Raw genomic sequence first — 21239 nt, 5'->3', positions numbered from 1 at the left:
ATTCATCAGCGACTGCCTTCCGGTTGTTAATGTCTGTTAACGAAAGGAAAAGCAAAAAGTAGCTAAATGAAAAATTCGATGGGAATGATACTGAACCGGCAGGTAAAATAACAGTATAAACAGTGATATATTTGGCTCCGCCCGGAGTCGCATCGTGTCGTTTTTACCATGAGTAAGATCACGAAAATGGCATTTAAAAGTTAGCTTACAAGGTTGTTTTTTAATGAAAGAGAGACTGACTTCACGCAAATTTGCTCATCTCCTCATAGTGATGACCATTTTGCTGGGGCTGATGGCCTATCGCACCTGGTTTGATGGGGCGCCAGCCGCCTCGGACAGCCAGAAAAATGATCAGATCTGTGATCTGTCCCACAGCCCCTGCCGCGCCACCATCGCCGATTCGTCGCTGACAGTGTCACTTGAGGATCAACCCATTCGCCCCGAACATGACTTTCAGTTGCAACTCAGTGGGGTGGCTTCGGGGGTGGCACCCATCAAAAGCTGGCTGGAGGGGCAGGAGATGTTCATGGGCCGCATCCCGGTGTTGTTCAGCCAGCAAGGGGAGGGGCAGTGGCAGGCCAACACGCAGGTGGGGGCCTGCACCAGCCACCGCATGGTGTGGCTGCTTACCATTGAATGGAGCAATGGCCAGCGTCAGCAGATGGCGCTCTCGTTGACCCGTTAGGGGGAGCTGTCGCAAATTTAATTTGAATTTTTCAGGCAGGGCGGTACCTTGCTCTGATTATTAAGGGAATCAAGACCATTTCATCATGATTGAAAAACAAAACTTTTATCGACTGCTCAACCAGCAGGCCCAGGCACTGCTGGAAGGGGAGCCGGATCTTGTCGCCACCCTCGCCAACCTCAGCGCCCTGCTCAATCAGGAACTGACCGAGATCAACTGGGTCGGTTTTTACCTGTTGCAGGGAGAGACCCTGGTGCTGGGACCCTTCCAGGGCAAGCCCGCCTGTGTGCGGATCCCGGTTGGCCGCGGGGTCTGTGGCACTGCGGTGGCAACAGGCGAGACACAGCTCATCGATGATGTTCATCAATTCGAAGGGCACATTGCCTGCGATGGGGCCAGCAATTCGGAGATAGTGATCCCGCTGCGTCGTGAAGGTGTCATCATCGGGGTATTGGATATTGACAGTCCCGTTTTCAACCGTTTTGACCAAATTGACCGGCTTGGACTGGAAGAAACGGTCAAAATATTGGAACGCCTGCTGTAAGTTAAGTGCGAGATGGTTCGCAAAAGGTCCCAAGCTCTCTATAATGGGGCCTTTGTTGTGCCCGGGGTTGCCCGTGCGTTTATATGAAAGCCAAGGTTATACATGGAAAACACTGAAAAGCTGAAGAACAGTAAAGAGATCGTCGCCTACCTGGTCGAGAAATTCCCGGCCTGCTTCATCGCAGAAGGAGAGGCCAAGCCACTCAAGATTGGCATCTTCCAGGATCTGGCAGCGCGTCTTGCTGACGACGAGAGGGTCTCCAAGACCATGCTGCGCTCTGCTCTGCGTCAATACACTTCCAGCTGGCGTTACCTGCACGGCCTCAAAGCTGGCCAGGCTCGCGTCGACCTCGATGGTAACCCGGGCGAATTGTTGACCGAAGAGCATATCGAGCACGCCAAGCAAGCGCTGAAAGAGAGCAAAGACAAAGTCTTCGCCAGCCGTCGTGCCAAAGACGACAAGAAAGAGCCAACCGGCGAGGCCAAGGCCGATACCAAGCGCGAAGATAAACCCAAGAAGCCTCGTCGTCCTGCTCCGCGCAAGACCGAGACCGCACCTGCCGCTGCTCCTAAGCAGTATCGTCAGGCCGAGGCGGGTGAGCTGAAAGTGGAGCAAACCGTCAATGTGGTACTGGGTAAGTCTCCTGTCCCGGCGACCATCAAGGAAATTACCAAGGATGATGTGCAGGTTCAGCTGCAGACCGGCATGATGCTGCGCGTCAAATTCGAGCATCTGGTTCTCTAAGGAGACAAATGTTGAAGCATGGCGTAATTCGTTTCTCCCTCGTCGCCTGTAGCCTGGCTATTGCCGGGCTTGCACAGGCCATCGAGCCGGTGCTCAAGGAAAGTGATTTGCCTGTGTTGGCTCAAGAGAGCCAACATGCTACGGCTAGCAAGCGAATTGCCAATCTGTTTACTCGCTCCCACTACAAGCAGTTCAAGCTGGATGATGCCTTCTCGGAAGTTGTCTTTGACAAATATCTGGAGAATCTGGATTTCAGTCGCAACCTGTTCTTGGCTTCTGATATTCGCCGGTTTGACAAATACCGCGACGGCTTCGATACCGATCTGGAGCGTGGTCGTCTGGCGCCCGCCTACGACATGTTCAATCTCGGTCAGCAGCGGCGCTATGAGCGGTTCGAATACGCCCTCAAACTGCTCGATACCCCCTTCGATTTCACCCAGAAAGATGAATACATCTTTGACCGGGAAGGGGCTCCCTGGCCCAAGGATGAAGCCGAGCTCAATGAGCTGTGGCGTCAGCGGGTCAAGTTCGATGCCCTGAGCCTCAAGCTCAGCGGCAAGGAGTGGCCCGAGATCAAGGAGCTGCTTGGCAAGCGTTACAACAACGCCATCAAGCGGATGTCCCAGACCGAGAGCGAGGACGTGTTCCAGCTGTTCATGAACTCCTTCTCCCGCGCCATCGAGCCTCACACCAGTTATCTCTCCCCGCGCAACGCCGATCGCTTCAACACCGAGATGAACCTCTCGCTGGAAGGCATTGGTGCCGTGTTGCAGGCCGATGATGACTTCACGGTGATCCGTTCCCTGGTCCCGGGTGGTCCGGCCGCCAAGTCCAACAACCTCAAGCCCGATGACAAAATCGTCGGTGTGGGTCAGGAAGATGGCAAGGTGGTCGATGTGATTGGCTGGCGTCTCGATGACGTAGTCGAACTCATCAAGGGTCCCAAGGGGAGCAAGGTGCGCCTCGAGATCCAGCGTGGCAAGGGTGCCAGCGTCAAGACAGAGCAGGTCGAGCTGACCCGGGACAAGGTGCGTCTGGAAGACAGGGCCGCCAAGTCCAAGGTGATCAAGGCCGAGGGCAAGAAGATAGGGGTACTCGAGATCCCGAGCTTCTATGTCAACCTGCACGATGATGTCATCAAGGAGCTGGCCAGCCTCAACAAGCAGAAAGTGGACGGCCTGGTGGTGGATCTGCGCAGCAACGGCGGCGGTGCCCTCACCGAAGCCTCTGCCCTGAGCGGTCTCTTCTTCGCCAGCGGTCCCGTGGTACAGATCCGCGATCACATGGGTCGCATCTCGGTCAATGGCGATGATGATGGTCAAGTCTACTACGGCGGCCCCATGTCGGTGCTGATCGACAGATACAGTGCCTCGGCCTCCGAGATCTTTGCCGCTGCCATGCAAGATTACGGCCGTGCCCTGATCCTGGGGGAGAACTCGTTTGGCAAGGGCACGGTGCAGCAGCATCGCAGCCTGGCCAAGGTGTATGACTTCTACGATCATCCCCTGGGTCACGTGCAGTACACCATCGCCAAGTTCTACCGCATCGATGGCGGCAGCACCCAGAACAAGGGTGTCGCCCCGGACATCAGTTTCCCGACCCCGGTCACCCCGGAAGAGACGGGAGAGAGCCGTGAGTTCCACGCCCTGCCTTGGGACAAGATAGCCTCGGCGGACTACCAGAAGATAGGTAGCTTCACCAGCTTGTTGCCCAAGTTGGCGGCGGCACACCAGGCGCGGATCGAGACAGATCCGGAGTTCGCCTACGTGTTGCAGGACATCAAGGAGTATCGCGCCGAGAAGGACAAGAAATCCCTCTCCCTGAACGAAGCGGATCGCCGCGCCGAGCAGGACAAGCAAGATGCACTGGCCTTGTTGCGGGCCAACGAGCGCCTGGCGCGGATGGGCAAGCCTGCCATCAAGAGCCTGGACGAGTTGCCCACCGATTTTGAGGCGCCGGATGAGTTCTTGCTTGAGTCTGCCAATATCACGGCAGACCTGGTCAAGATGGAGCCAAAACGCGGTTAGTGACCCATAGCTATAACGAAAAGGGCGACATCACAGTCGCCCTTTTTCTTGCCTGAATGTAAACCATTTGACCCAAGGATGGGCTTGTGACAGCCTCGTTACGCCCATAACAAGCGTGGAAGCACATAATAATGACCGATCACCATCAGGCCATGACGGCCAAATATCGCCAGGATTATCAAGCCCCTCTCTATTGGATCGACAGCATAGATCTCGACTTTCAGCTCGAGGAACCCCTGTGCCGGGTCACCGCCATTTCCCGAGTCCGCCGCAACGGCGAGCACAATGAAGCCCTGATCCTGGATGGCGAAAATCTGCATCTGGTGAGCATCAGCATCGACGGGGTAGCCTGTGAGCAGTATGAGCTGACCGACAACCAGCTGCGGCTCAGCAACCTGCCCGCCGAGTGCGTGTTGACCATAGTCACCGACCTGGATGCCGCCGCCAACACGGCCCTCGAGGGACTCTACAAGTCCGGTGATGCCTATTGCACCCAGTGTGAGGCGGAGGGCTTTCGTCGCATCACCTATTACCTGGACAGACCCGACATCCTGGCCCGCTACAGCACCCGCATCACCGCCGACAAGGCGAAATTCCCTTATCTGCTCTCCAACGGCAACAAGGTGGCGAGCGGCAATCTGGATGGCGGCCGCCACTTCGTGCAGTGGCAGGATCCCTTCCCCAAACCCAGCTACCTGTTTGCCCTGGTGGCCGGTGACTTCGACGTGCAGCGCGATCACTTCGTGACCATGAGCGGGCGCGAGGTGGCCCTCGAGATCTTCGTCGACAAGGGCAACCTGGACCGCGCCGGTTTTGCCATGGAGAGCCTCATCAACTCCATGCGCTGGGACGAGCAGCGCTTCGGCCTCGAATACGACCTCGACATCTATATGATCGTCGCGGTGGATTTCTTCAACATGGGCGCCATGGAGAACAAGGGACTCAACGTTTTCAACTCCAAGTTCGTGCTGGCCAATCCGCAGACCGCGACCGACAGCGACTATCACGGCATCGAGCGGGTCATAGGGCACGAATACTTCCATAACTGGACCGGCAACAGAGTCACTTGCCGCGACTGGTTCCAGCTCAGCCTCAAAGAGGGACTGACGGTGTTCCGGGATCAGGAGTTCTCCTCGGATCTGGGCTCGCGCGGCGTCAACCGCATCAACAACGTGCGCACCGTGCGCGGCCCGCAGTTTGCCGAAGATGCCGGCCCCATGGCCCACCCGATCCGCCCGGATGTGGTGATCGAGATGAACAACTTCTACACCCTGACCGTCTACGAGAAGGGCTCGGAAGTGATCCGCATGCTGCATGTCTTGTTGGGGGAAGCTGCCTTCCAGGCCGGCATGGGCCTCTACTTCGAGCGTCACGACGGCTCGGCCGCCACCTGCGATGACTTCGTGCAGGCGATGGAGGATGCCTCCGGGGTCGATTTGACCCGTTTCCGCCGCTGGTACAGTCAGTCCGGCACCCCTGAGCTGACAGTCCGTGACGACTATGATGCCGCCACCGGCGTCTATCGCCTCCATGTCAGCCAGCACACGCCGCCGACTCAGGATCAACCCCAGAAGCTGCCGCTGCACATCCCCCTCGATATCGAGTTGTATGATGCCGAGGGTGCGGTGATCCCGCTGCAGAACCGGGGCAAGGCCATCGGCAGCGTGCTCGACGTGCTGGAAGCGGAGCAGACCTTCGCCTTCGATCGGGTGCCTGCCAAACCCGTGATCTCCCTGCTGCGGGACTTCTCCGCGCCGGTCAAGCTGCACTATGACTACAGCGACAGGGATCTTGCCTTCCTGATGCGCCACGCCCGCAACGAGTTTGCCCGCTGGGATGCCGCCCAGATGCTGATCAACAAGGCGGTGATCGCCAATGTGGCCGCGCATCAGCTGGGGAAAGAGGTGACGCTGTCATCGGATCTGGTTGCTGCCTTCGTGGCCATCCTGGACGAAGCCGGGCTGGATCCCGCCCTCAAGGCCGAGATCCTGGCCCTGCCGGGGGAGGCTACTCTGGCCGAGCTGTTCGAGGTGGCCGACATCGACGCCATTCATGCCGTGCGGGGTGCCATAGGCACAGCCCTGGCCCAGACATTTGGCGATCGCCTGCTCGCCAGCTATCAGAGCCTGCTGCTCGATGGCTATCGGGTGGTCCACGATGACATGGCCAAACGGGCCCTCAAGGGGGTAGTGCTGGGTTATCTGGCGCGTCTGGATGACGAGTTGACCGATCGGCTGGTGCGTCAGCAATACCAGGGGGCGGACAACATGACCGACACCCTGACCGCCCTGCAGATTGCCAACCAGCATCTGCTGCCATGCCGGGCCGCACTGCTGGCCGATTTTGAAGGCAAGTGGGCCAAAGATGGCCTGGTGCTGGACAACTGGTTGCGTCTGGTCGGCGCCAAGCCTGCCTCCGATGTACTCGGCGAGATCAGGCAGGCCATGGCCCACCCGACGTTCAGCATTCGCAACCCCAATCGACTGCGGGCGCTGATCGGCAGTTTTGCCATGGGCAACCAGGTGCAGTTCCATGCCAGAGATGGCGCGGGTTACCGTTTCCTGACCGACATCTTGATTGAGCTCAACAGCATCAATCCCCAGGTGGCCTCGCGCCTCATCACCCCGCTTATCCAGTTCAAGCGACTGGATGAGGAGCGTAAGCGCCTGATCCGTACCGAACTGCTGCGGTTGCAGGCCTTGCCCGACTTGGCCCGGGATCTCTACGAGAAGGTGGCCAAGGCGCTGGCCCAGTAAGTCGTTGCTAAGAAAAACAGGGCCGGGCGCATGTCCGGCCCTGTTGTTTGTCGTGAATCAGCCTCCAGACGAGGCGAGCTGAACTGTGGTAGAGGAGGGCAAGGGTATGAAGCAATTCACCTTCGGATTACATCTGTCGCGAGACGAGATACTGCTGATGTATCAGGGCCATGCCCGGCGTCTGGTGGTGCGCTCTGATCAGGGACTGACGCTGGAACTGGGACTGGATAAAATCCGCCCTTTCGTCGGGCAGGAAGGGGTTCATGGTCGTTTCTTGCTCAAGACTCAGGACGATCATCGCTTTATCGGCCTGGAACGCATAAATTAACAAAAACCAAACAGTAAACCGCGTAATTATCTGCTTAAAGTCACTAACTATCAGGTTAAAACGCATTTTATCAGTGGTATTTTCTGTTTTTTAAGCAGATGGCAAAATTTATGACAGCTTGAGCCGTGATCTGCCGCTAGTTTTTAACATTCCATTATCAGCTTTGCTCGCCTTCCGGGATCCGACCCATTACACTTCGCACAACTCTGTACCAGTGGGCATCCAGGGTGGATGTCTCTGTCGGTGATGTCGGTCCGATAAGGAATATAGCAATGGCATTGAAAGACGCCCCTACCTCAGTTCTGCTCGAAAACGTTCTCAACCTGATCCATCAAAAACTGCCTCAGAAGAGTGCCTCCCTGGTCGAGCGCTTCGTTGCCAAGTTCTACGGCAACATGGCGAGCGATGATCTGCATGATCGCAATGACAGCGATCTGTATGGCGCCGCCTTGAGCCTGTGGAATGCCCTCAACCAGCGGGACAGCACGGCGCCCTATATCCGGGTCTACAACCCGGAGCTGACCCGTCATGGCTGGCAGTCACCGCACACCATAGTCGAAGTTATTTTGCAGGACTCCCCCTTCCTGGTGGACTCCATCCGCATGACCCTCAAGCGTCTCAACATCACGGCGCACATGATGCTGCATCAACCTCTGCACCTCATTCGCAGCAAGGATGGCAAGATAGAGGCCATTCTGGATCTGGATCAGACGGCGCAGCAGACATCGGCCGAGACCGCCTTCCTCATCGAGATAGATCACCTGACCTCGGATGAACAGATGGCCGCCCTGGCCGCCGAACTCGATTCGGTCGCGGGGGAGGTGGCGTTGGCGGTAGGTGACTGGCAGCCCATGCTGGCGCGCCTCAACGAGATCATCGAGGATCTGCCAAAACGCAACAGTCCGGTGAGCAAGGAAGAGGTGGAGTCCACGGTTTCCTTCCTCAAATGGGTTGCCGCCCACAACTTCACCCTGATGGGTTATCGCCGTTATGACGTCAAGGCGATAGAGGGGGATCACGAGATCCTGCCCCAGCCCGATTCGAGCCTTGGCCTGATGAAGAACTCCATCAAGGACGAGGGCCAGCGTCTGGGCACCATGCCCGCCAGTGCCCGTCATGCGGCCCTCTCCAATCATCTGCTGATCCTGACCAAGTCCAACAGCAAGTCCCGGGTCCATCGACCGGCCTACGTGGATTACATCGGCATCAAACGCTTCGATGAACATGGCAAGGTGATAGGCGAAGATCGCTTCATCGGTCTCTACGCCTCTTCCATCTACAACACCAGCGCCACCCAGATCCCCCTCATCAGCCACCGCCTCGAGCGCATCATGGTGGCCTCTGGCCACGAGAAGGGTTCCCACGCCTACAAGGCACTGCTCAATGTACTGGAAACCTATCCCCGTGATGAGCTGATCCAGGCCCGGGAAGAGGAGCTGCTCGCCACCGGTCTCGGGGTGTTGGCCATGCAGGAGCGCGACATGCTGCGCCTGTTCGTGCGCCGGGATGTGTACGGCCGCTTCTTCTCCTGCATGGTCTATGTCACCAAGGAGCGCTACAACACGGCGCTGCGCGTCAAGACCCAGCAGATCCTGCAACAGCATTTCGGCAGCAACGAAGAGGTGGAGTTCAATGTCTACTTCTCCGAAGGCGTGCTGGCCCGGACCCATTACATAGTTCGAGTGAACAATAACAACGTGGATGTGGACGTGAACCAAGTGCAGAACAACCTGATTGAAGCCGCCCGCAGCTGGGACGATCGCCTGGATTCGGTGCTGCTTGCCCACTATGGCGAGGCCCAGGGCAATGAACTGAGCCGCCGCTTCAACGATGCCTTCCCCCGTGCTTACAAAGAAGACGTGCTGCCGGGCTCCGCCGTGGCCGACATCATCGCCCTGGAGAACCTGAGCGAAGCCGAGCCCCTTGGCATGCTGTTCTACCGTGCTCAGGAAGAGGAGAACGATCGCCGGGTGCGCCTCAAGCTGTTCCACCGCACCGAGCCGATCCACTTGTCCGATGTCTTGCCCATGCTGGAAAACATGGGGCTGAGGGTCATTGGCGAGACCCCCTATGAGGTCAAGACCCCCAATGGCGAAGTGTTCTGGATCCTCGACTTCTCCATGCTGCTGCGTGGCGATCAGCCCTTCAGCCTGGCCAAGAGCCAGCAGCGCTTCCAGCAGGCCTTCGCCAGCGTCTGGAACAAGGCCCTGGAAGATGATGGTTTCAACCGCCTGGTGCTGGGCGCCAGCCTCACCGGTCGTCAGGTCTCGGTGCTGCGCGCCTATGCCAAGTACATGCGCCAGACCGGCGTCTCCTTCAGCCAGTCCTATATCGAAGAGACCCTGACCCGTTATCCCGAGCTGGCCCAGCTGCTGTTCTCTCTGTTCGAGGCTCGCCTCGATCCGGCACTGAACCAGGATGGCGCGGCGCTGCAGACGCTGCACGACACCCTGACGGCCAAGCTGGATCTGGTGGCGAACCTGGACGATGACCGCATCATCCGCCGTTACATGGAGATGATAGAGGCGACCCTGCGCACCAACTATTATCAGCCGGACGCGCAAGGCAACATCAAGCCCTATATCTCCTTCAAGCTGGCGCCATCCGGTATCAGCGACATGCCACAGCCTCTGCCCAAGTTCGAGATCTTCGTCTACTCGCCGCGGGTGGAAGGGGTGCATCTGCGCTGGGGCAAGGTGGCCCGGGGCGGGCTGCGCTGGTCCGATCGCAAGGAAGATTTCCGCACCGAAGTGCTGGGTCTGGTCAAGGCGCAGCAGGTGAAGAACACCGTCATAGTGCCAGTCGGCGCCAAGGGCGGCTTCTATTGCAAGCAGATGCCGGTGGGTGCCGCCCGCGCCGTCATTCAGGAGGAAGGCAAGGCCTGCTATCGCCTGTTTATCCGCGGCCTGCTCGATGTCACCGACAACATCCTCCAGGGGGAGGTGATCCCGCCCAAACAGGTGGTACGCCACGACGAGGATGACTACTACCTGGTGGTCGCGGCCGACAAGGGCACCGCCACCTTCTCCGACATCGCCAACGAGATCAGCCATGAATATGGTCACTGGCTCGGCGATGCCTTCGCCTCCGGCGGTTCGGTCGGTTATGACCACAAGAAGATGGGCATCACGGCGCGGGGCGCCTGGGAGTCGGTCAAGCGCCACTTCCGTGAGCTTGAGATCAACTGCCAGACCACCGACTTCAGCTGCGTGGGCATAGGCGACATGGCCGGTGACGTGTTTGGCAACGGCATGCTGCTCTCCGAGCACACCTTGTTGGTCGGCGCCTTCAATCACATGCACATCTTCATCGACCCGACCCCGGATGCGGCCAGCACCTTCGCCGAGCGCAAGCGTCTGTTCGAGCTGCCGGGTTCGAGCTGGGACGACTACAACCGTGAGCTTATCTCCGTAGGGGGCGGCATCTTCCTGCGCTCGGCCAAGTCCATCAAGCTGAGCCCGCAAATTCAGACCCTGCTTGGCACCGACAAGGCCAGCATGGCGCCAAACGAGCTGATCAAGGCACTGCTCTGCCTGAACGTGGACTTGCTCTGGAATGGCGGCATCGGCACCTACGTCAAGAGCCACAAAGAGAGCGATGGCGAGGTGGGGGATCGCAGCAACGATGCCCTGCGCGTCAATGGTCGCGACCTGCGTGCCCGTATCGTCGGTGAGGGCGGTAACCTGGGCTTCACGCAGCTGGGTCGTATCGAATACGCCAGCCAGGGCGGCCACATCAACACCGATTTTACCGACAACGTGGGCGGGGTAGATTGCTCCGACAACGAGGTCAACATCAAGATACTGCTCAACCAGCTGGTGGCGGCAGGGGATCTGACCCTCAAGCAGCGCAACCAGATGCTCTACGAGATGACGGATGCGGTGGCCGATATCGTGCTGACCAACGCCTATCGCCAATCCCAGTCCATCTCGGTTACCAGTTACCGCGCGGCGGATCAGCTCAAAGAGCAGCAGCGTTTCATCCAGGGGCTGGAGCGTGAAGGCAAGCTGGACAGGGCGCTGGAGTTCCTGCCATCGGATGAGGAGTTGTCCGAGCGGATGGCGGCAGGGCAGGGGTTGACCCGCCCCGAATTGGCGGTGCTGGTGGCTTACGGCAAGATGGTGCTCAAGGAGCAGCTCAACTGCCCCGAGATCACCGATGAGCCCTTCCTGGCCCGCATGCTGGTCACCAGCTTCCCCGAGCAGTTGCAGCAGCGCTTCGGCGAGGCCCTGGCCCAGCATCCGCTGCGCGGCGAGATCATCGCCACCCGCGTGGCCAACATGCTGGTCAACGACATGGGGCTCAACTTTGCGACCCGGATGAAGGATGAGACCGGCGCCTCGGTGGCCGAAGTGGCCGCCTGCTTCGCCATGGCCCGCGAAGTGTTCGGTTTCGACCCCCTGTGGCGGGACATCGAATCCCTGGATAACCAGGTGAGTGCCGAGACTCAGCTCGAGTTGATGTTTGCCAGTCGCCGCATCGTGCGCCGCGCCACCCGCTGGTTCCTGCGTGCCCGCAACCGCAGCTGGAGCATCAGCGAAAACATCGCCTTCTTCCGTCCCGCCTTCGAGACCCTGGGCGAGCACCTCTACGAGGTGATGGAGGAGAGCGAGGTGGCCGAGCATCGCCAGGCCGTCGAAACCCTGGTGGCCAAACAGGTGCCTGAGCATATCGCCCGTCAGGTCGCCCACATGAGCAGCCTCTTCTCTTCGCTGGATCTGGCTCAGATTGCGGCGGATCAGCACAGCGACATACTGCGGGTGGCCAATGTGTACTACCGGCTCGGTGCCAAGCTGGACCTGCACTGGTTCCTGGAGCAGGTCAACCATCAGCCGGTGGGCAACCACTGGCAGGCAATGGCCAGAGCCTCCTTCCGCGAGGATCTGGACTGGCAGCAACGCAGTCTCACCTCAGTGGTATTGGAAGGGTGCAAAGATCAGGGAGAATGCGATACCATACTGGCCAACTGGATTGCGGAGCATGAGCAACTCTTGTCCCGTTGGACCCATATGTTGGCCGACTTCAAGACCACCAGTACTCACGAGTTCGCCAAGTTCTCGGTGGCCTTGCGGGAGTTGAACCTGCTCCAGTTGAATTGCCGAGCATCGGCATAACCATGAAAGCCCCGGCCAGTTGCCGGGGCTTTTTTTAAGGAGCAAAGATGTTTTACCCCCTCGCCAGGCATTTGTTGTTCAAGCTCGATCCGGAAAAGGCTCACGAACTCTCTCTCAAACAGCTCTCCCGCCTTCATGGCACGCCCCTCGATATCTTCTTCCGTCAATCCCTGCCAACGCGCCCCGTCACCTGTATGGGGCTTAATTTTGCCAACCCGGTGGGCCTGGCCGCGGGACTCGATAAAGATGGCGAGTGCATAGATGCCTTTGGCGCCATGGGGTTCGGCTTCATCGAAGTGGGGACTGTGACCCCCAAACCCCAGAGCGGCAATGACAAGCCCAGGCTGTTTCGGGTGGTACCGGCAGAGGGGATCATCAACCGCATGGGCTTCAATAACCTGGGGGTTGATCACCTGGTCGAGCGGGTCAAGGCCGCGAAATACCAGGGGGTGATCGGTATTAATATCGGCAAGAATAAAGATACGCCCATTGAGAATGGCAAGGATGATTACCTGATCTGCATGGACAAGGTTTATGATCATGCCGGTTATATTGCGGTCAATATTTCATCCCCCAATACACCTGGTCTGCGTCAGTTGCAGTATGGGGAGGCGCTGGATGATCTACTGGCAGCCCTCAAGGAACGTCAGCAACTCCTGGCGGCACAATATAAGAAGTATGTTCCTGTGGCGGTCAAAATTGCACCGGATCTTAGTCTGGATGAAATTAAGCAAGTTGCAGGATCCTTGATTAAAAATGGGATCGATGGGGTCATCGCCACTAATACCACGCTAGCCCGTGACATGATCTATGACATGCCCCATGCTGGTGAAATGGGTGGATTGAGTGGTCGCCCCTTGCAGCACAAGAGCACCGAGGTTATCCGTCTATTGGCACAGGAATTAAAAGGTGCCTTGCCTATTATCGGTGTCGGGGGAGTGGACAGTGCCCTGGCCGCCCGCGAGAAGCTGCAGGCGGGGGCTACGCTGGTTCAGATATATAGCGGCTTTATTTATAAAGGACCGGCCTTGGTCAAAGAGATCGTGACCAATATCTGACGCATTTAGTCAATTTAATATAAGGGCGCCCCGAATTAACGTTGCTGAAATTATCGACATATAATAAAGTCGAATTACAGCAGCAAGGAAGGGCGCCTCATGTTTCTCCAACCAAACGATCAATGGCAATGGCATTATGATGCGAAGTCCGACCGCCTGATGTTGGAGCTGAGCGATGACATGGTATTCGCGACAGAATATCAAGGTCGTCAGTTGGTGCCCGCCTCATTTGCTACTCAAGCTTTTTGTGTCGAAGATGCGTCCCTCTATTATCAGCTGATGGACCATGCAGCCGATCTCAATTGGAGCATCCCTCAACAGGTACAGCTGGTATTAAATGCCCTCGCTGTGCGCCGCTTCTATAAACCCCTGATGCCCCAAAGCTGGTTCTTTATTGAACTGGGCCAACTGATGGCGCCGCAACAAGGGGAGCTGGTCATCATGCATACCCAGGATGGTCAAGGCTCCTTCATGGTGATCGAGGCCGGGGAGCAGGCCAGTGTCTGCCTCAACCTCACCGGGGAGCTGATGCTCAGCGGCAACAAGCTGATGCCCCGCTTTGCGGTGATCAAGGTGATGAACAATCGCTTCGGTCACTACCATCAAGCCGCGCCAGCGCTGCGCCAGGTCAGTTGATTAACATCCCCCCATTGCCGCTTCCTGCTCAATGACTCGCTCTCTTGGTGCAACAGCCACTCGATAGCCCCTATCCCCCCTCGTGCTGAACGGTTCTATCCCCCTTGAGTGAGCGCTCCGGATGATGCTTCTGAGCATATGACGGTCGCCGTTGCTGCACTTCTGGGCGATTGGTGATGAATTGAGGGGGAGGGGGCGATGATCGGGGCGCCAAGCTGGCCGTGAATGAGGTATAATACGGCACTTTTTATGGCATCCCCGTGAGCGTGATGAAAGAATTCTTTGCAACCTGCCCCAAGGGGCTGGAAAACCTGTTGGCCGACGAGCTGACCACCCTGGGCGCAGAGCAGGTCCGTGAGACCGTGGCCGGCGTCCATTTCAAAGGCGAACTGGTCATTGGCTACAAGGCCTGCCTGTGGAGCCGCTTTGCCTCCCGCATCGTGCTGGTGCTCTCCGAGTTCCAGATGAACGACGATCTGGATCTCTATCTGGGCGCCCACACCATTGCCTGGGAAGAGCACTTCCCCGGTACCGCCACCATAGCGGTGGACTTTACCGGTACCAACCCCGCCATCCGCAATACCCAATACGGCGCGCTGAAGATCAAGGATGCCATCGTCGATCGCTTCACCAAGCGCGGCCATGTGCGCCCGGACATCGACAAGAAGTCGCCGGATATTCGCATCATGGCGCACCTGGGCAAGGGCAAGGCCAATATCACCCTGGACTTGTCGGGCCCGGCGCTGCACCAGCGTTTCTATCGCCAGGGCACCGGCGAGGCGCCGCTCAAAGAGAATCTGGCCATGGCCATGATAGCCCGCAGCGGCTGGGCCGGTGAGCCGATGATGGACCCCATGTGCGGCTCCGGCACCCTGCTTATCGAAGCGGCCTTCGTCGCCGCCGACATGGCACCTGCCCTGCGCCGCGAGCGGTTCGGTTTCGATCGCTGGCTGCAGCATGACTTTGATCTGTGGCAGAGCCTGATGATGGAAGCCCAGGTGCGTGCCAAGCGCGGCATGCAGCGCTGTGAGGTCAAGCTGTTTGGTTGTGACGCCGATCCTCGCGTATTGATGAAGGCCCGCGACAACGCCAAGGCGGCCGGGGTGGATCATTTCATCACCTTCAAGCAGGCCGACGTGACTGCGCTGGAGAACCCGCTGCCGATGCCAGCGGTAGAAGGCGAGGCCCGTCAGGTGGGCATGCTCATCTCCAACCCGCCCTATGGCGAGCGTCTGGGCGAATTCCCGGCCCTGCTCGAAGTGCACCAGGCGCTGGGCGATGCCCTGCGTCGCAGCTTCCAGGGCTGGCGCGTCTCCATTCTGTCTGCCTCCCCTGAACTGTTGAGCTGTCTGCGCCTGCGGGCCGACAAGCAGTATCGCCTGTTCAACGGCGCGCTCGAGTGTCAACTGCGCAACTACCAGATTGCCCTGGATTCCGTGGCCTCCCAGAAAGAGGTGGCCCAGGATTTCGCCAACCGGCTGCGCAAGAATCTCAAGACCCTGGAGAAGTGGGCCAGTAAAGAGGGCATCGACTGCTACCGCATCTACGATGCGGACTTGCCGGAATACAATGCTGCCATCGACCGCTATCAGGATTACCTGGTGGTGCAGGAGTATGCCGCGCCCAAGGACATCCCCGCCCAGAAGACCCGTCAGCGTCTGCTCGACATGGTGCAGGCCGCCATCAAGGTGACCGGCATGGACGGCGAGAAGGTGATCCTCAAGGTGCGCGAGCGTCAGGAGGGCAAGCAGCAGTATCAGAAGCTCTCTACCGAGCAGCACCGGATGGAAGTGCAGGAGTACGGTGCCCGCCTCTGGGTCAACCTCTATGACTACCTGGATACCGGCCTGTTCCTGGATCACCGTCAGACCCGCCGCATGCTGGGCCAGATGGCCCAGGGCAAGCGCTTCCTGAACCTGTTCGCCTATACCGGCAGTGCCACCGTACACGCGGCGCTGGGGGGGGCTAGCGAGACCACTACGGTCGACATGTCTTACACCTATCTGGATTGGGCGCAGGACAACATGCGTCTGAACTCCCAGGTCGGTCGTCAGCACAAGTTCGTGCAGGCCGACTGCCTGAAGTGGCTCTCCGAGGCCGATGGACAATACGATCTCATCTTCATCGATCCGCCCACCTTCTCCAACTCCAAGCGGATGGACGAGAGCTTCGACGTGCAGCGCGATCACCTGCTGCTGTTGCAACACCTCAAGCGTCTGCTGGCGGCGGACGGCACCCTGGTGTTCTCCAACAACAAGCGTCACTTCAAGATGGATCTGGCCGGCCTGGAAGCCGCGGGCCTCAAGGCGCAGAACATCACCAGCAAGACCCGGCCAAAAGATTTCGAGCGCAACGTGCACATCCACAACTGCTGGTTGATCACCCACGCAGACACACCGGTAGATGCCGGCTGATGCTGACCCTGTTTCATACCGACGGCTGTCACCTGTGCGAGCAGGCCTGGCAGCTGGTGGAGGAGGCGGGATTGGCCGCGCAGACCCGCCAGTGCGACATCATGGAGGATGTCGACTGGTTGGCCGCTTACCGGGTGCGCATCCCGGTGCTGCGAGATGAGGCCGGCCGAGAGCTTGGCTGGCCCTTCACCCTGACCGAGCTTGACGACTGGGTGAAGGCGTAAACGGATCACTATTGTGTACCTGTGATATTGAGAGTGGGGCAGACCGGGTCTGTCCCGCTTTTTCATGAAGAATTAAGGAAAAGACATGGCTTTATTAACATTGCACGGCGCTTGTCTGTCGTTCAGTGATTTCCCGCTGCTCGACAATGCCGAACTGAGCATAGAGCGCGGTGAGCGTCTCTGTCTGGTGGGCCGCAACGGGGCGGGCAAGTCCACCCTGATGAAGGTCATCGCCGGTGAATTGCCCCTCGATGACGGCCGCATGGTGCAGCAGCAGGAGTTGAAGGTGACCCGCCTCGAGCAGGATCCTCCCGCCTCCAGCGATCTGACGGTGTTTGACTACACCGCCGAAGGGCTGGCCGGGGTGGGCGAGATCCTCAAGCAGTATCACCATATCTCCATGGAGTTGGCCCACGATCCCTCCGACGCCAACATTCGCATCATGAGCGAGCTGCAAGAGCAGCTCGATTACCAGAATGGCTGGCAGTTCGAGACCCGCATCAGCCAGGTGCTGACCCTGCTCAACCTCGACCCCGACGCGACCCTGGACAGCCTCTCCGGCGGCTGGCTGCGTAAAGTGGCCCTGGCCCGGGCCCTGGCCTGCGATCCGGATCTGCTGCTGCTCGATGAGCCGACCAACCACCTGGACATCGAGGCCATCAACTGGCTGGAAGAGTTCCTGAAAGATTTCCGTGGCGCCATCGTCTTTATCTCTCACGATCGGGAGTTCATCCACAAGCTGGCGACCCGGATCATCGATCTAGATCGCGGCGAGATCACCTCCTGGCCCGGCAACTACGACCAGTATCTGCTCGGGAAAGAGGAGTGGCTGCGGGTCGAGGAGCTGAAGAACGCCGAGTTCGATCGCAAGCTGGCCCAGGAAGAGGTGTGGGTCCGTCAGGGGATCAAGGCCCGCCGTACCCGTAACGAAGGCCGGGTTCGCGCCCTCGAAGCCATGCGCATGGAGCGCAGTCAGCGCCGCGAGCTGCAGGGCAAGGCCAAGCTGCAGATGGACGACGTCAATCGCTCCGGCAAGCTGGTATTCGAGACCGAAGGGCTTGGCTTGGACTTTGGCGATCGCACCCTGTTCCAGGGGTTGGACTTGCAAGTGCTGCGTGGCGACAAGATTGCCCTGGTGGGCCCCAACGGTTGTGGCAAGTCGACCCTTATCAAGCTGTTGCTCGGTCAACTCGAGCCCAGCCGCGGCGTGGTCAAGGGCGGCACCAAGCTGGAAGTGGCCTATTTTGACCAGTATCGCGATCAGCTCGATCCCGAGCAGACGGTGATGGACAACGTGGGGGAGGGCAAGCAGGAAGTGATGGTGCGTGGCCGCTCTCGCCACATTCTGGGCTACCTGCAGGACTTCCTGTTTGAGCCCAAGCGGGCCCGTACCCCGGTCAAGGCCTTGTCAGGGGGTGAGAAAAACCGTCTACTGTTGGCCAAACTGTTCCTCAAGCCCAGTAACTTGTTGATTTTGGATGAACCAACCAACGATCTGGATGTCGAAACGCTGGAATTGCTGGAGGAGCTGCTGGCGGACTATCCCGGCACCCTGCTGCTGGTAAGCCATGATCGTCGTTTCATCGACAATACGGTCACCGGTTGCTGGTTGTTTGAAGGGGATGGCCGCATCAGTGATTATGTGGGCGGCTATGCCGACATGATGGATACCCGTGCCCTGCAAGCGGCGCAGCCTGTCAAGGCGGCTAAAGCAGCGCAGGTGACAGAGACGGTCGCAGTGGCGAGCGAGCCCGTCAAGAAGGCCCGCAAGCTCTCCTACAAGGTGCAGTTGGAGCTTGATGAGTTGCCAGCAAAACTGGAGCAACTTGAAGCCGAACTTGATACATTGCAGGGCGAAGTCAATGAGCCCGGCTTCTTCTCGCTCAGTGCCGAGCAGACACAGCAGAAGCTAAATGCCCTGAGTGCTGCTGAAGCAGCACTGGATCAGGCCTTCTCCCGTTGGGAGGAGTTGGAAGCGTTGAAACATCAGGACTAAGGACGTAGATGAAAAAGAAATTATCCATACTGGCCGTACTGGTCGGCGCCAGCCTCAATGCGCAGGCGGCACAGAACCCCTTCTTCAAGATAACGGAAGTGGGGCAGGGCTATGCGACCGGGATCAGCGCGGACAACAGTGTGCTGGCGGTGAAGCCGAAAAATGATGCGGGAAATTTCTTCTCGACCACTCCCTTCTCCGACTTCCTGGTGGACAGATTCCGCTTCGAGCAGGATTGCATCCTCTCTGGGGATGTCTGTGACGCCTTCTGGGAAGACAATGCGAACTTTGGCTTTGATTGGCGCCGTGATTTCCTCGATGCCACCTCCCAGCGCGACAGCATAGGGGTTTCTGGCAGCGAGACCGATGGCCTTGCCGTGGCCATGGGCCCGGAGAGCGGCACCTACGTCGGCTACAAGGCGAGCAAGAATGCGGTCAACAACTTGGCCAATAGCCGCACCGCCTTTGCCGTTATCGATAGCGGCAATCAGGTGGCTCTGGAAGGTAACTACAAGGTCAACAGCACCAACGTGCTGAGCAGTGCCACCAGTGTGGCGCAGGTCAGTGGCAGCCAGTATCTGATCACCGGCACTGCGGCCACCGGCAAAAACCGCAAGGTCGACACCGACGAATACAAAGATTGCTTCAACGGTGATGACGACAACTTCGGTGACTACCGTTATTGCCCCGGTACCGACACCCAGGCCGCCTTCTGGCTGGTGGACAATGGTGCCGTGAGCCTGTTCCAGCCGGGCAGCTATTACGACAATGACAGCAACATGGTGCAGACCGCCTCTGCCGCTCAGGCCGTCAAGCTCAAGGATGGCAGCTGGGTTGCCGTGGGCTACTCTGCCACCGACGAGGAAGTGTCGGAGCACAGCCTGGATCTGGCCACTTACTGGACATTGGATCTGGCCAGCAAGAGTACTGGCGCCACCACCGCCATCCCCTTGTCAGAGGGGAAACCTGATGACAGCGATGCCAGCCTGCGCGGCAGCTGGGCGAGCGGCGTCAACGCCAATGGCTACGTCATCGGTAACCAGCGCTTTGGCACCAACAAGGGCCAGAACCGCCCGACCGAGATGTTTGTCTTCAACCTGAACAGCCCGAGCAGCAACGCCAGCGTGCCCCTCAAGGACAAGCCGATCAACGGTGCCAACTCGGAAGCGGCCGCCATCAACGATCACAACATGGTGGTTGGCTGGCGTGACTCTCGCCATCAGACCCAGCCGGTGACTGGCGGTACCAACCGCATGCAGGAGGCCTTCCTGCTGAGCGCCGCCAATGGCAACAACTGGTACCTGAACGATCTCATCTGTGGTCTGAATGATGCCGGCAGCAAGAGCTGCAGCCAGAATGGTGTCTATTACCATATCGCTTATGCCAGTGGCATCAGCCCCGATGGCACCATAGCGGCGACGGCTTTCCGTTACGCCAATGAGAGCGATCTGAATAACCGCATCAATGCGAGCGTAGTCAGCATCAAGCTGAGCCCGGATAGCACCAACTACGAAGGTGTACCGGCGAATCGCGTTGTCTCCAATCCTCCGGTCGTCAACCAGACTGGTCAGGATGGTGACGAGGGCGGTGGTGGTGGCAGCCTGTTCTGGTTGACTCTGTTGGGTCTGCCCTTTGCCTGGCTGCGTCGTCGAGGCTAAAAAAGTGAGTCATAAAAATTTAATGCAGTTCAGTGTCTTGTGTCACATGGCCTGATTAGCATCGGAATTTTTGTTTGACCTGCCTTTACCCTTGCGTTAATGATGAAAGCGACCGATGAAAAATTGGTCGCTTTTTTCGTTCAACGAAGAGGGTTGTAGAATATGAAGAGACAAAAACGGGACCGTCTGGAAAGAGCTCGCGCTCGCGGTTATCAGGCAGGCGTTGTCGGTAAAAATAGCGAATCTTGTCCGTATCAGTGTCTGGACGCTCGTGGCCATTGGCTGGGAGGGTGGCGTGATGCCATGGAAGGACGGAGTTCAGGACTCTTCATGAAGTAGTGACTTCATCACCATTCAAAGACAGGAAAGGGGCCCGACAGGCCCCTTTGCATTGCGTATCGTGCGCGCAAGGCGGCGATATCAGAAGCTGGTGGTGTCCTTGAACAGACCCACTTTCAGATCGGTGGCGCTGTAGATGGGACGACCATCCACCTCGACCACGCCATCGGCAATGCCCATTACCAGCTTGCGGTTGATGACACGCTTGAAGGTGATCTTGTAGCTGACCTTCTTGGCGGTCGGCAGGATCTGGCCAGTAAATTTCACTTCACCCACGCCCAGGGCGCGGCCTTTGCCGGGGCCACCTTTCCAGCCAAGGAAGAAGCCAACCAGTTGCCACATGGCATCCAGACCCAGACAGCCCGGCATGACGGGATCACCCGGGAAGTGGCAATCGAAGAACCAGAGGTCTGGCGTGATGTCGAGCTCTGCCACGATTTCACCCTTGCCGTGCTCGCCGCCGTTGTCGTTGATAGTGACGATGCGATCCATCATCAACATGTTGGGGGCGGGCAACTGGCTGTTACCTTCACCGAACAGTTCGCCACGGCTGCAAGCGAGCAGCTCTTCGCGAGAGAACGAGCTCTTGCCTTGTTCACACAGGGAGAGGGGAGCTGCGGAGGCGGTTTTATCTTGGGTCACGCTGTGTATCCTTCATATGAGTCAAAGCGGAGCCAATCTAGCGTACACTTGTGCGCTAAACAACTCCGATCACT

General features: G+C 58.4%; 15 protein-coding genes. 14 read left to right on the top strand and 1 reads right to left on the bottom strand.

The features are described from left to right. Nucleotides 1–223: 223 nt before the first annotated feature. From M2367_RS06335 to rmf, 14 genes are all read left to right on the top strand, one after another. Nucleotides 224–685: a hypothetical protein gene (locus tag M2367_RS06335; protein WP_259236164.1), complete on the top strand. Its 462-nt coding sequence runs from the start codon at nt 224–226 to the stop codon at nt 683–685. Between the two features lie 85 nt (nt 686–770). Further along, entirely contained in the window at nt 771–1229 is a 459-nt protein-coding gene (locus tag M2367_RS06330) for a GAF domain-containing protein (RefSeq protein WP_042042449.1), read from the top strand. Nucleotides 1230–1331: 102 nt separating this feature from the next. Beyond that, on the top strand, nt 1332–1973 hold the full coding sequence (gene proQ / locus M2367_RS06325; RefSeq protein ID WP_259236163.1) for an RNA chaperone ProQ: 642 nt from the start codon (nt 1332–1334) through the stop codon (nt 1971–1973). A gap of 8 nt (nt 1974–1981) precedes the next feature. Next, nucleotides 1982–4000, top strand: coding sequence for a carboxy terminal-processing peptidase (gene prc, locus M2367_RS06320; protein ID WP_042042451.1), 2019 nt, complete (start codon nt 1982–1984; stop codon nt 3998–4000). A gap of 131 nt (nt 4001–4131) precedes the next feature. Then, a complete protein-coding gene (gene pepN / locus M2367_RS06315) occupies nt 4132–6756 on the top strand; it encodes an aminopeptidase N (protein WP_259236162.1) in 2625 nt (874 codons plus the stop codon). Nucleotides 6757–6862: 106 nt separating this feature from the next. Continuing rightward, entirely contained in the window at nt 6863–7084 is a 222-nt protein-coding gene (locus tag M2367_RS06310; RefSeq protein WP_042042453.1) for a DUF2835 family protein, read from the top strand. A gap of 272 nt (nt 7085–7356) precedes the next feature. Further along, nucleotides 7357–12198, top strand: a complete 4842-nt coding sequence (locus M2367_RS06305) for an NAD-glutamate dehydrogenase (protein ID WP_259236161.1) — start codon at nt 7357–7359, stop codon at nt 12196–12198. A gap of 47 nt (nt 12199–12245) precedes the next feature. Next, nucleotides 12246–13256, top strand: a complete 1011-nt coding sequence (pyrD, locus tag M2367_RS06300; RefSeq protein ID WP_042042455.1) for a quinone-dependent dihydroorotate dehydrogenase — start codon at nt 12246–12248, stop codon at nt 13254–13256. Nucleotides 13257–13355: 99 nt separating this feature from the next. Continuing rightward, nucleotides 13356–13892, top strand: coding sequence for a cell division protein ZapC (locus tag M2367_RS06295; protein WP_259236160.1), 537 nt, complete (start codon nt 13356–13358; stop codon nt 13890–13892). Nucleotides 13893–14161: 269 nt separating this feature from the next. Next, nucleotides 14162–16306 carry a bifunctional 23S rRNA (guanine(2069)-N(7))-methyltransferase RlmK/23S rRNA (guanine(2445)-N(2))-methyltransferase RlmL gene (rlmKL, locus tag M2367_RS06290; RefSeq protein ID WP_259236159.1) on the top strand — a complete coding sequence of 715 codons (2145 nt, stop codon included), beginning with the start codon at nt 14162–14164 and terminating at the stop codon, nt 16304–16306. Continuing rightward, nucleotides 16306–16530, top strand: coding sequence for a glutaredoxin family protein (locus M2367_RS06285; protein ID WP_259236158.1), 225 nt, complete (start codon nt 16306–16308; stop codon nt 16528–16530). The genes rlmKL and M2367_RS06285 overlap by 1 nt, the downstream gene beginning before the upstream one ends. A gap of 85 nt (nt 16531–16615) precedes the next feature. Continuing rightward, entirely contained in the window at nt 16616–18526 is a 1911-nt protein-coding gene (locus M2367_RS06280) for an ABC transporter ATP-binding protein (RefSeq protein WP_259236157.1), read from the top strand. Between the two features lie 8 nt (nt 18527–18534). Continuing rightward, nucleotides 18535–20184 (top strand): DUF3466 family protein, encoded by a 1650-nt coding sequence (locus tag M2367_RS06275; RefSeq protein ID WP_259236156.1) that lies wholly within the window; start codon nt 18535–18537, stop codon nt 20182–20184. 162 nt (nt 20185–20346) lie between these two features. Continuing rightward, a complete protein-coding gene (gene rmf, locus M2367_RS06270; RefSeq protein WP_005905568.1) occupies nt 20347–20523 on the top strand; it encodes a ribosome modulation factor in 177 nt (58 codons plus the stop codon). A gap of 81 nt (nt 20524–20604) precedes the next feature. On the opposite strand, the gene fabA is transcribed toward rmf, so the two are convergent. Continuing rightward, nucleotides 20605–21126, bottom strand: a complete 522-nt coding sequence (gene fabA, locus M2367_RS06265) for a 3-hydroxyacyl-[acyl-carrier-protein] dehydratase FabA (RefSeq protein WP_198135282.1) — start codon at nt 21124–21126, stop codon at nt 20605–20607. Between the last annotated feature and the right edge of the window lie 113 nt (nt 21127–21239).

It is taken from the genome of Aeromonas sp. BIGb0445 (genome assembly GCF_024809075.1).
GTDB classification, from domain to species: Bacteria; Pseudomonadota; Gammaproteobacteria; order Enterobacterales; family Aeromonadaceae; genus Aeromonas; species Aeromonas rivuli.
This window is presented reverse-complemented; position numbering and strand designations above follow the sequence as displayed.

What these genes read in the sequence shown, in the direction of transcription:
- rlmKL (WP_259236159.1), top strand. Translation starts at nt 14,162, where the DNA reads ATGAAAGAATTCTTTGCAACCTGCCCCAAGGGGCTGGAAAACCTGTTG.
- rmf (WP_005905568.1), top strand. Translation starts at nt 20,347, where the DNA reads ATGAAGAGACAAAAACGGGACCGTCTGGAAAGAGCTCGCGCTCGCGGT.
- M2367_RS06285 (WP_259236158.1), top strand. Translation starts at nt 16,306, where the DNA reads ATGCTGACCCTGTTTCATACCGACGGCTGTCACCTGTGCGAGCAGGCC.
- M2367_RS06295 (WP_259236160.1), top strand. Translation starts at nt 13,356, where the DNA reads ATGTTTCTCCAACCAAACGATCAATGGCAATGGCATTATGATGCGAAG.
- M2367_RS06330 (WP_042042449.1), top strand. Translation starts at nt 771, where the DNA reads ATGATTGAAAAACAAAACTTTTATCGACTGCTCAACCAGCAGGCCCAG.
- M2367_RS06335 (WP_259236164.1), top strand. Translation starts at nt 224, where the DNA reads ATGAAAGAGAGACTGACTTCACGCAAATTTGCTCATCTCCTCATAGTG.
- pepN (WP_259236162.1), top strand. Translation starts at nt 4,132, where the DNA reads ATGACCGATCACCATCAGGCCATGACGGCCAAATATCGCCAGGATTAT.
- proQ (WP_259236163.1), top strand. Translation starts at nt 1,332, where the DNA reads ATGGAAAACACTGAAAAGCTGAAGAACAGTAAAGAGATCGTCGCCTAC.
- M2367_RS06275 (WP_259236156.1), top strand. Translation starts at nt 18,535, where the DNA reads ATGAAAAAGAAATTATCCATACTGGCCGTACTGGTCGGCGCCAGCCTC.
- pyrD (WP_042042455.1), top strand. Translation starts at nt 12,246, where the DNA reads ATGTTTTACCCCCTCGCCAGGCATTTGTTGTTCAAGCTCGATCCGGAA.
- M2367_RS06280 (WP_259236157.1), top strand. Translation starts at nt 16,616, where the DNA reads ATGGCTTTATTAACATTGCACGGCGCTTGTCTGTCGTTCAGTGATTTC.
- prc (WP_042042451.1), top strand. Translation starts at nt 1,982, where the DNA reads ATGTTGAAGCATGGCGTAATTCGTTTCTCCCTCGTCGCCTGTAGCCTG.
- M2367_RS06310 (WP_042042453.1), top strand. Translation starts at nt 6,863, where the DNA reads ATGAAGCAATTCACCTTCGGATTACATCTGTCGCGAGACGAGATACTG.
- M2367_RS06305 (WP_259236161.1), top strand. Translation starts at nt 7,357, where the DNA reads ATGGCATTGAAAGACGCCCCTACCTCAGTTCTGCTCGAAAACGTTCTC.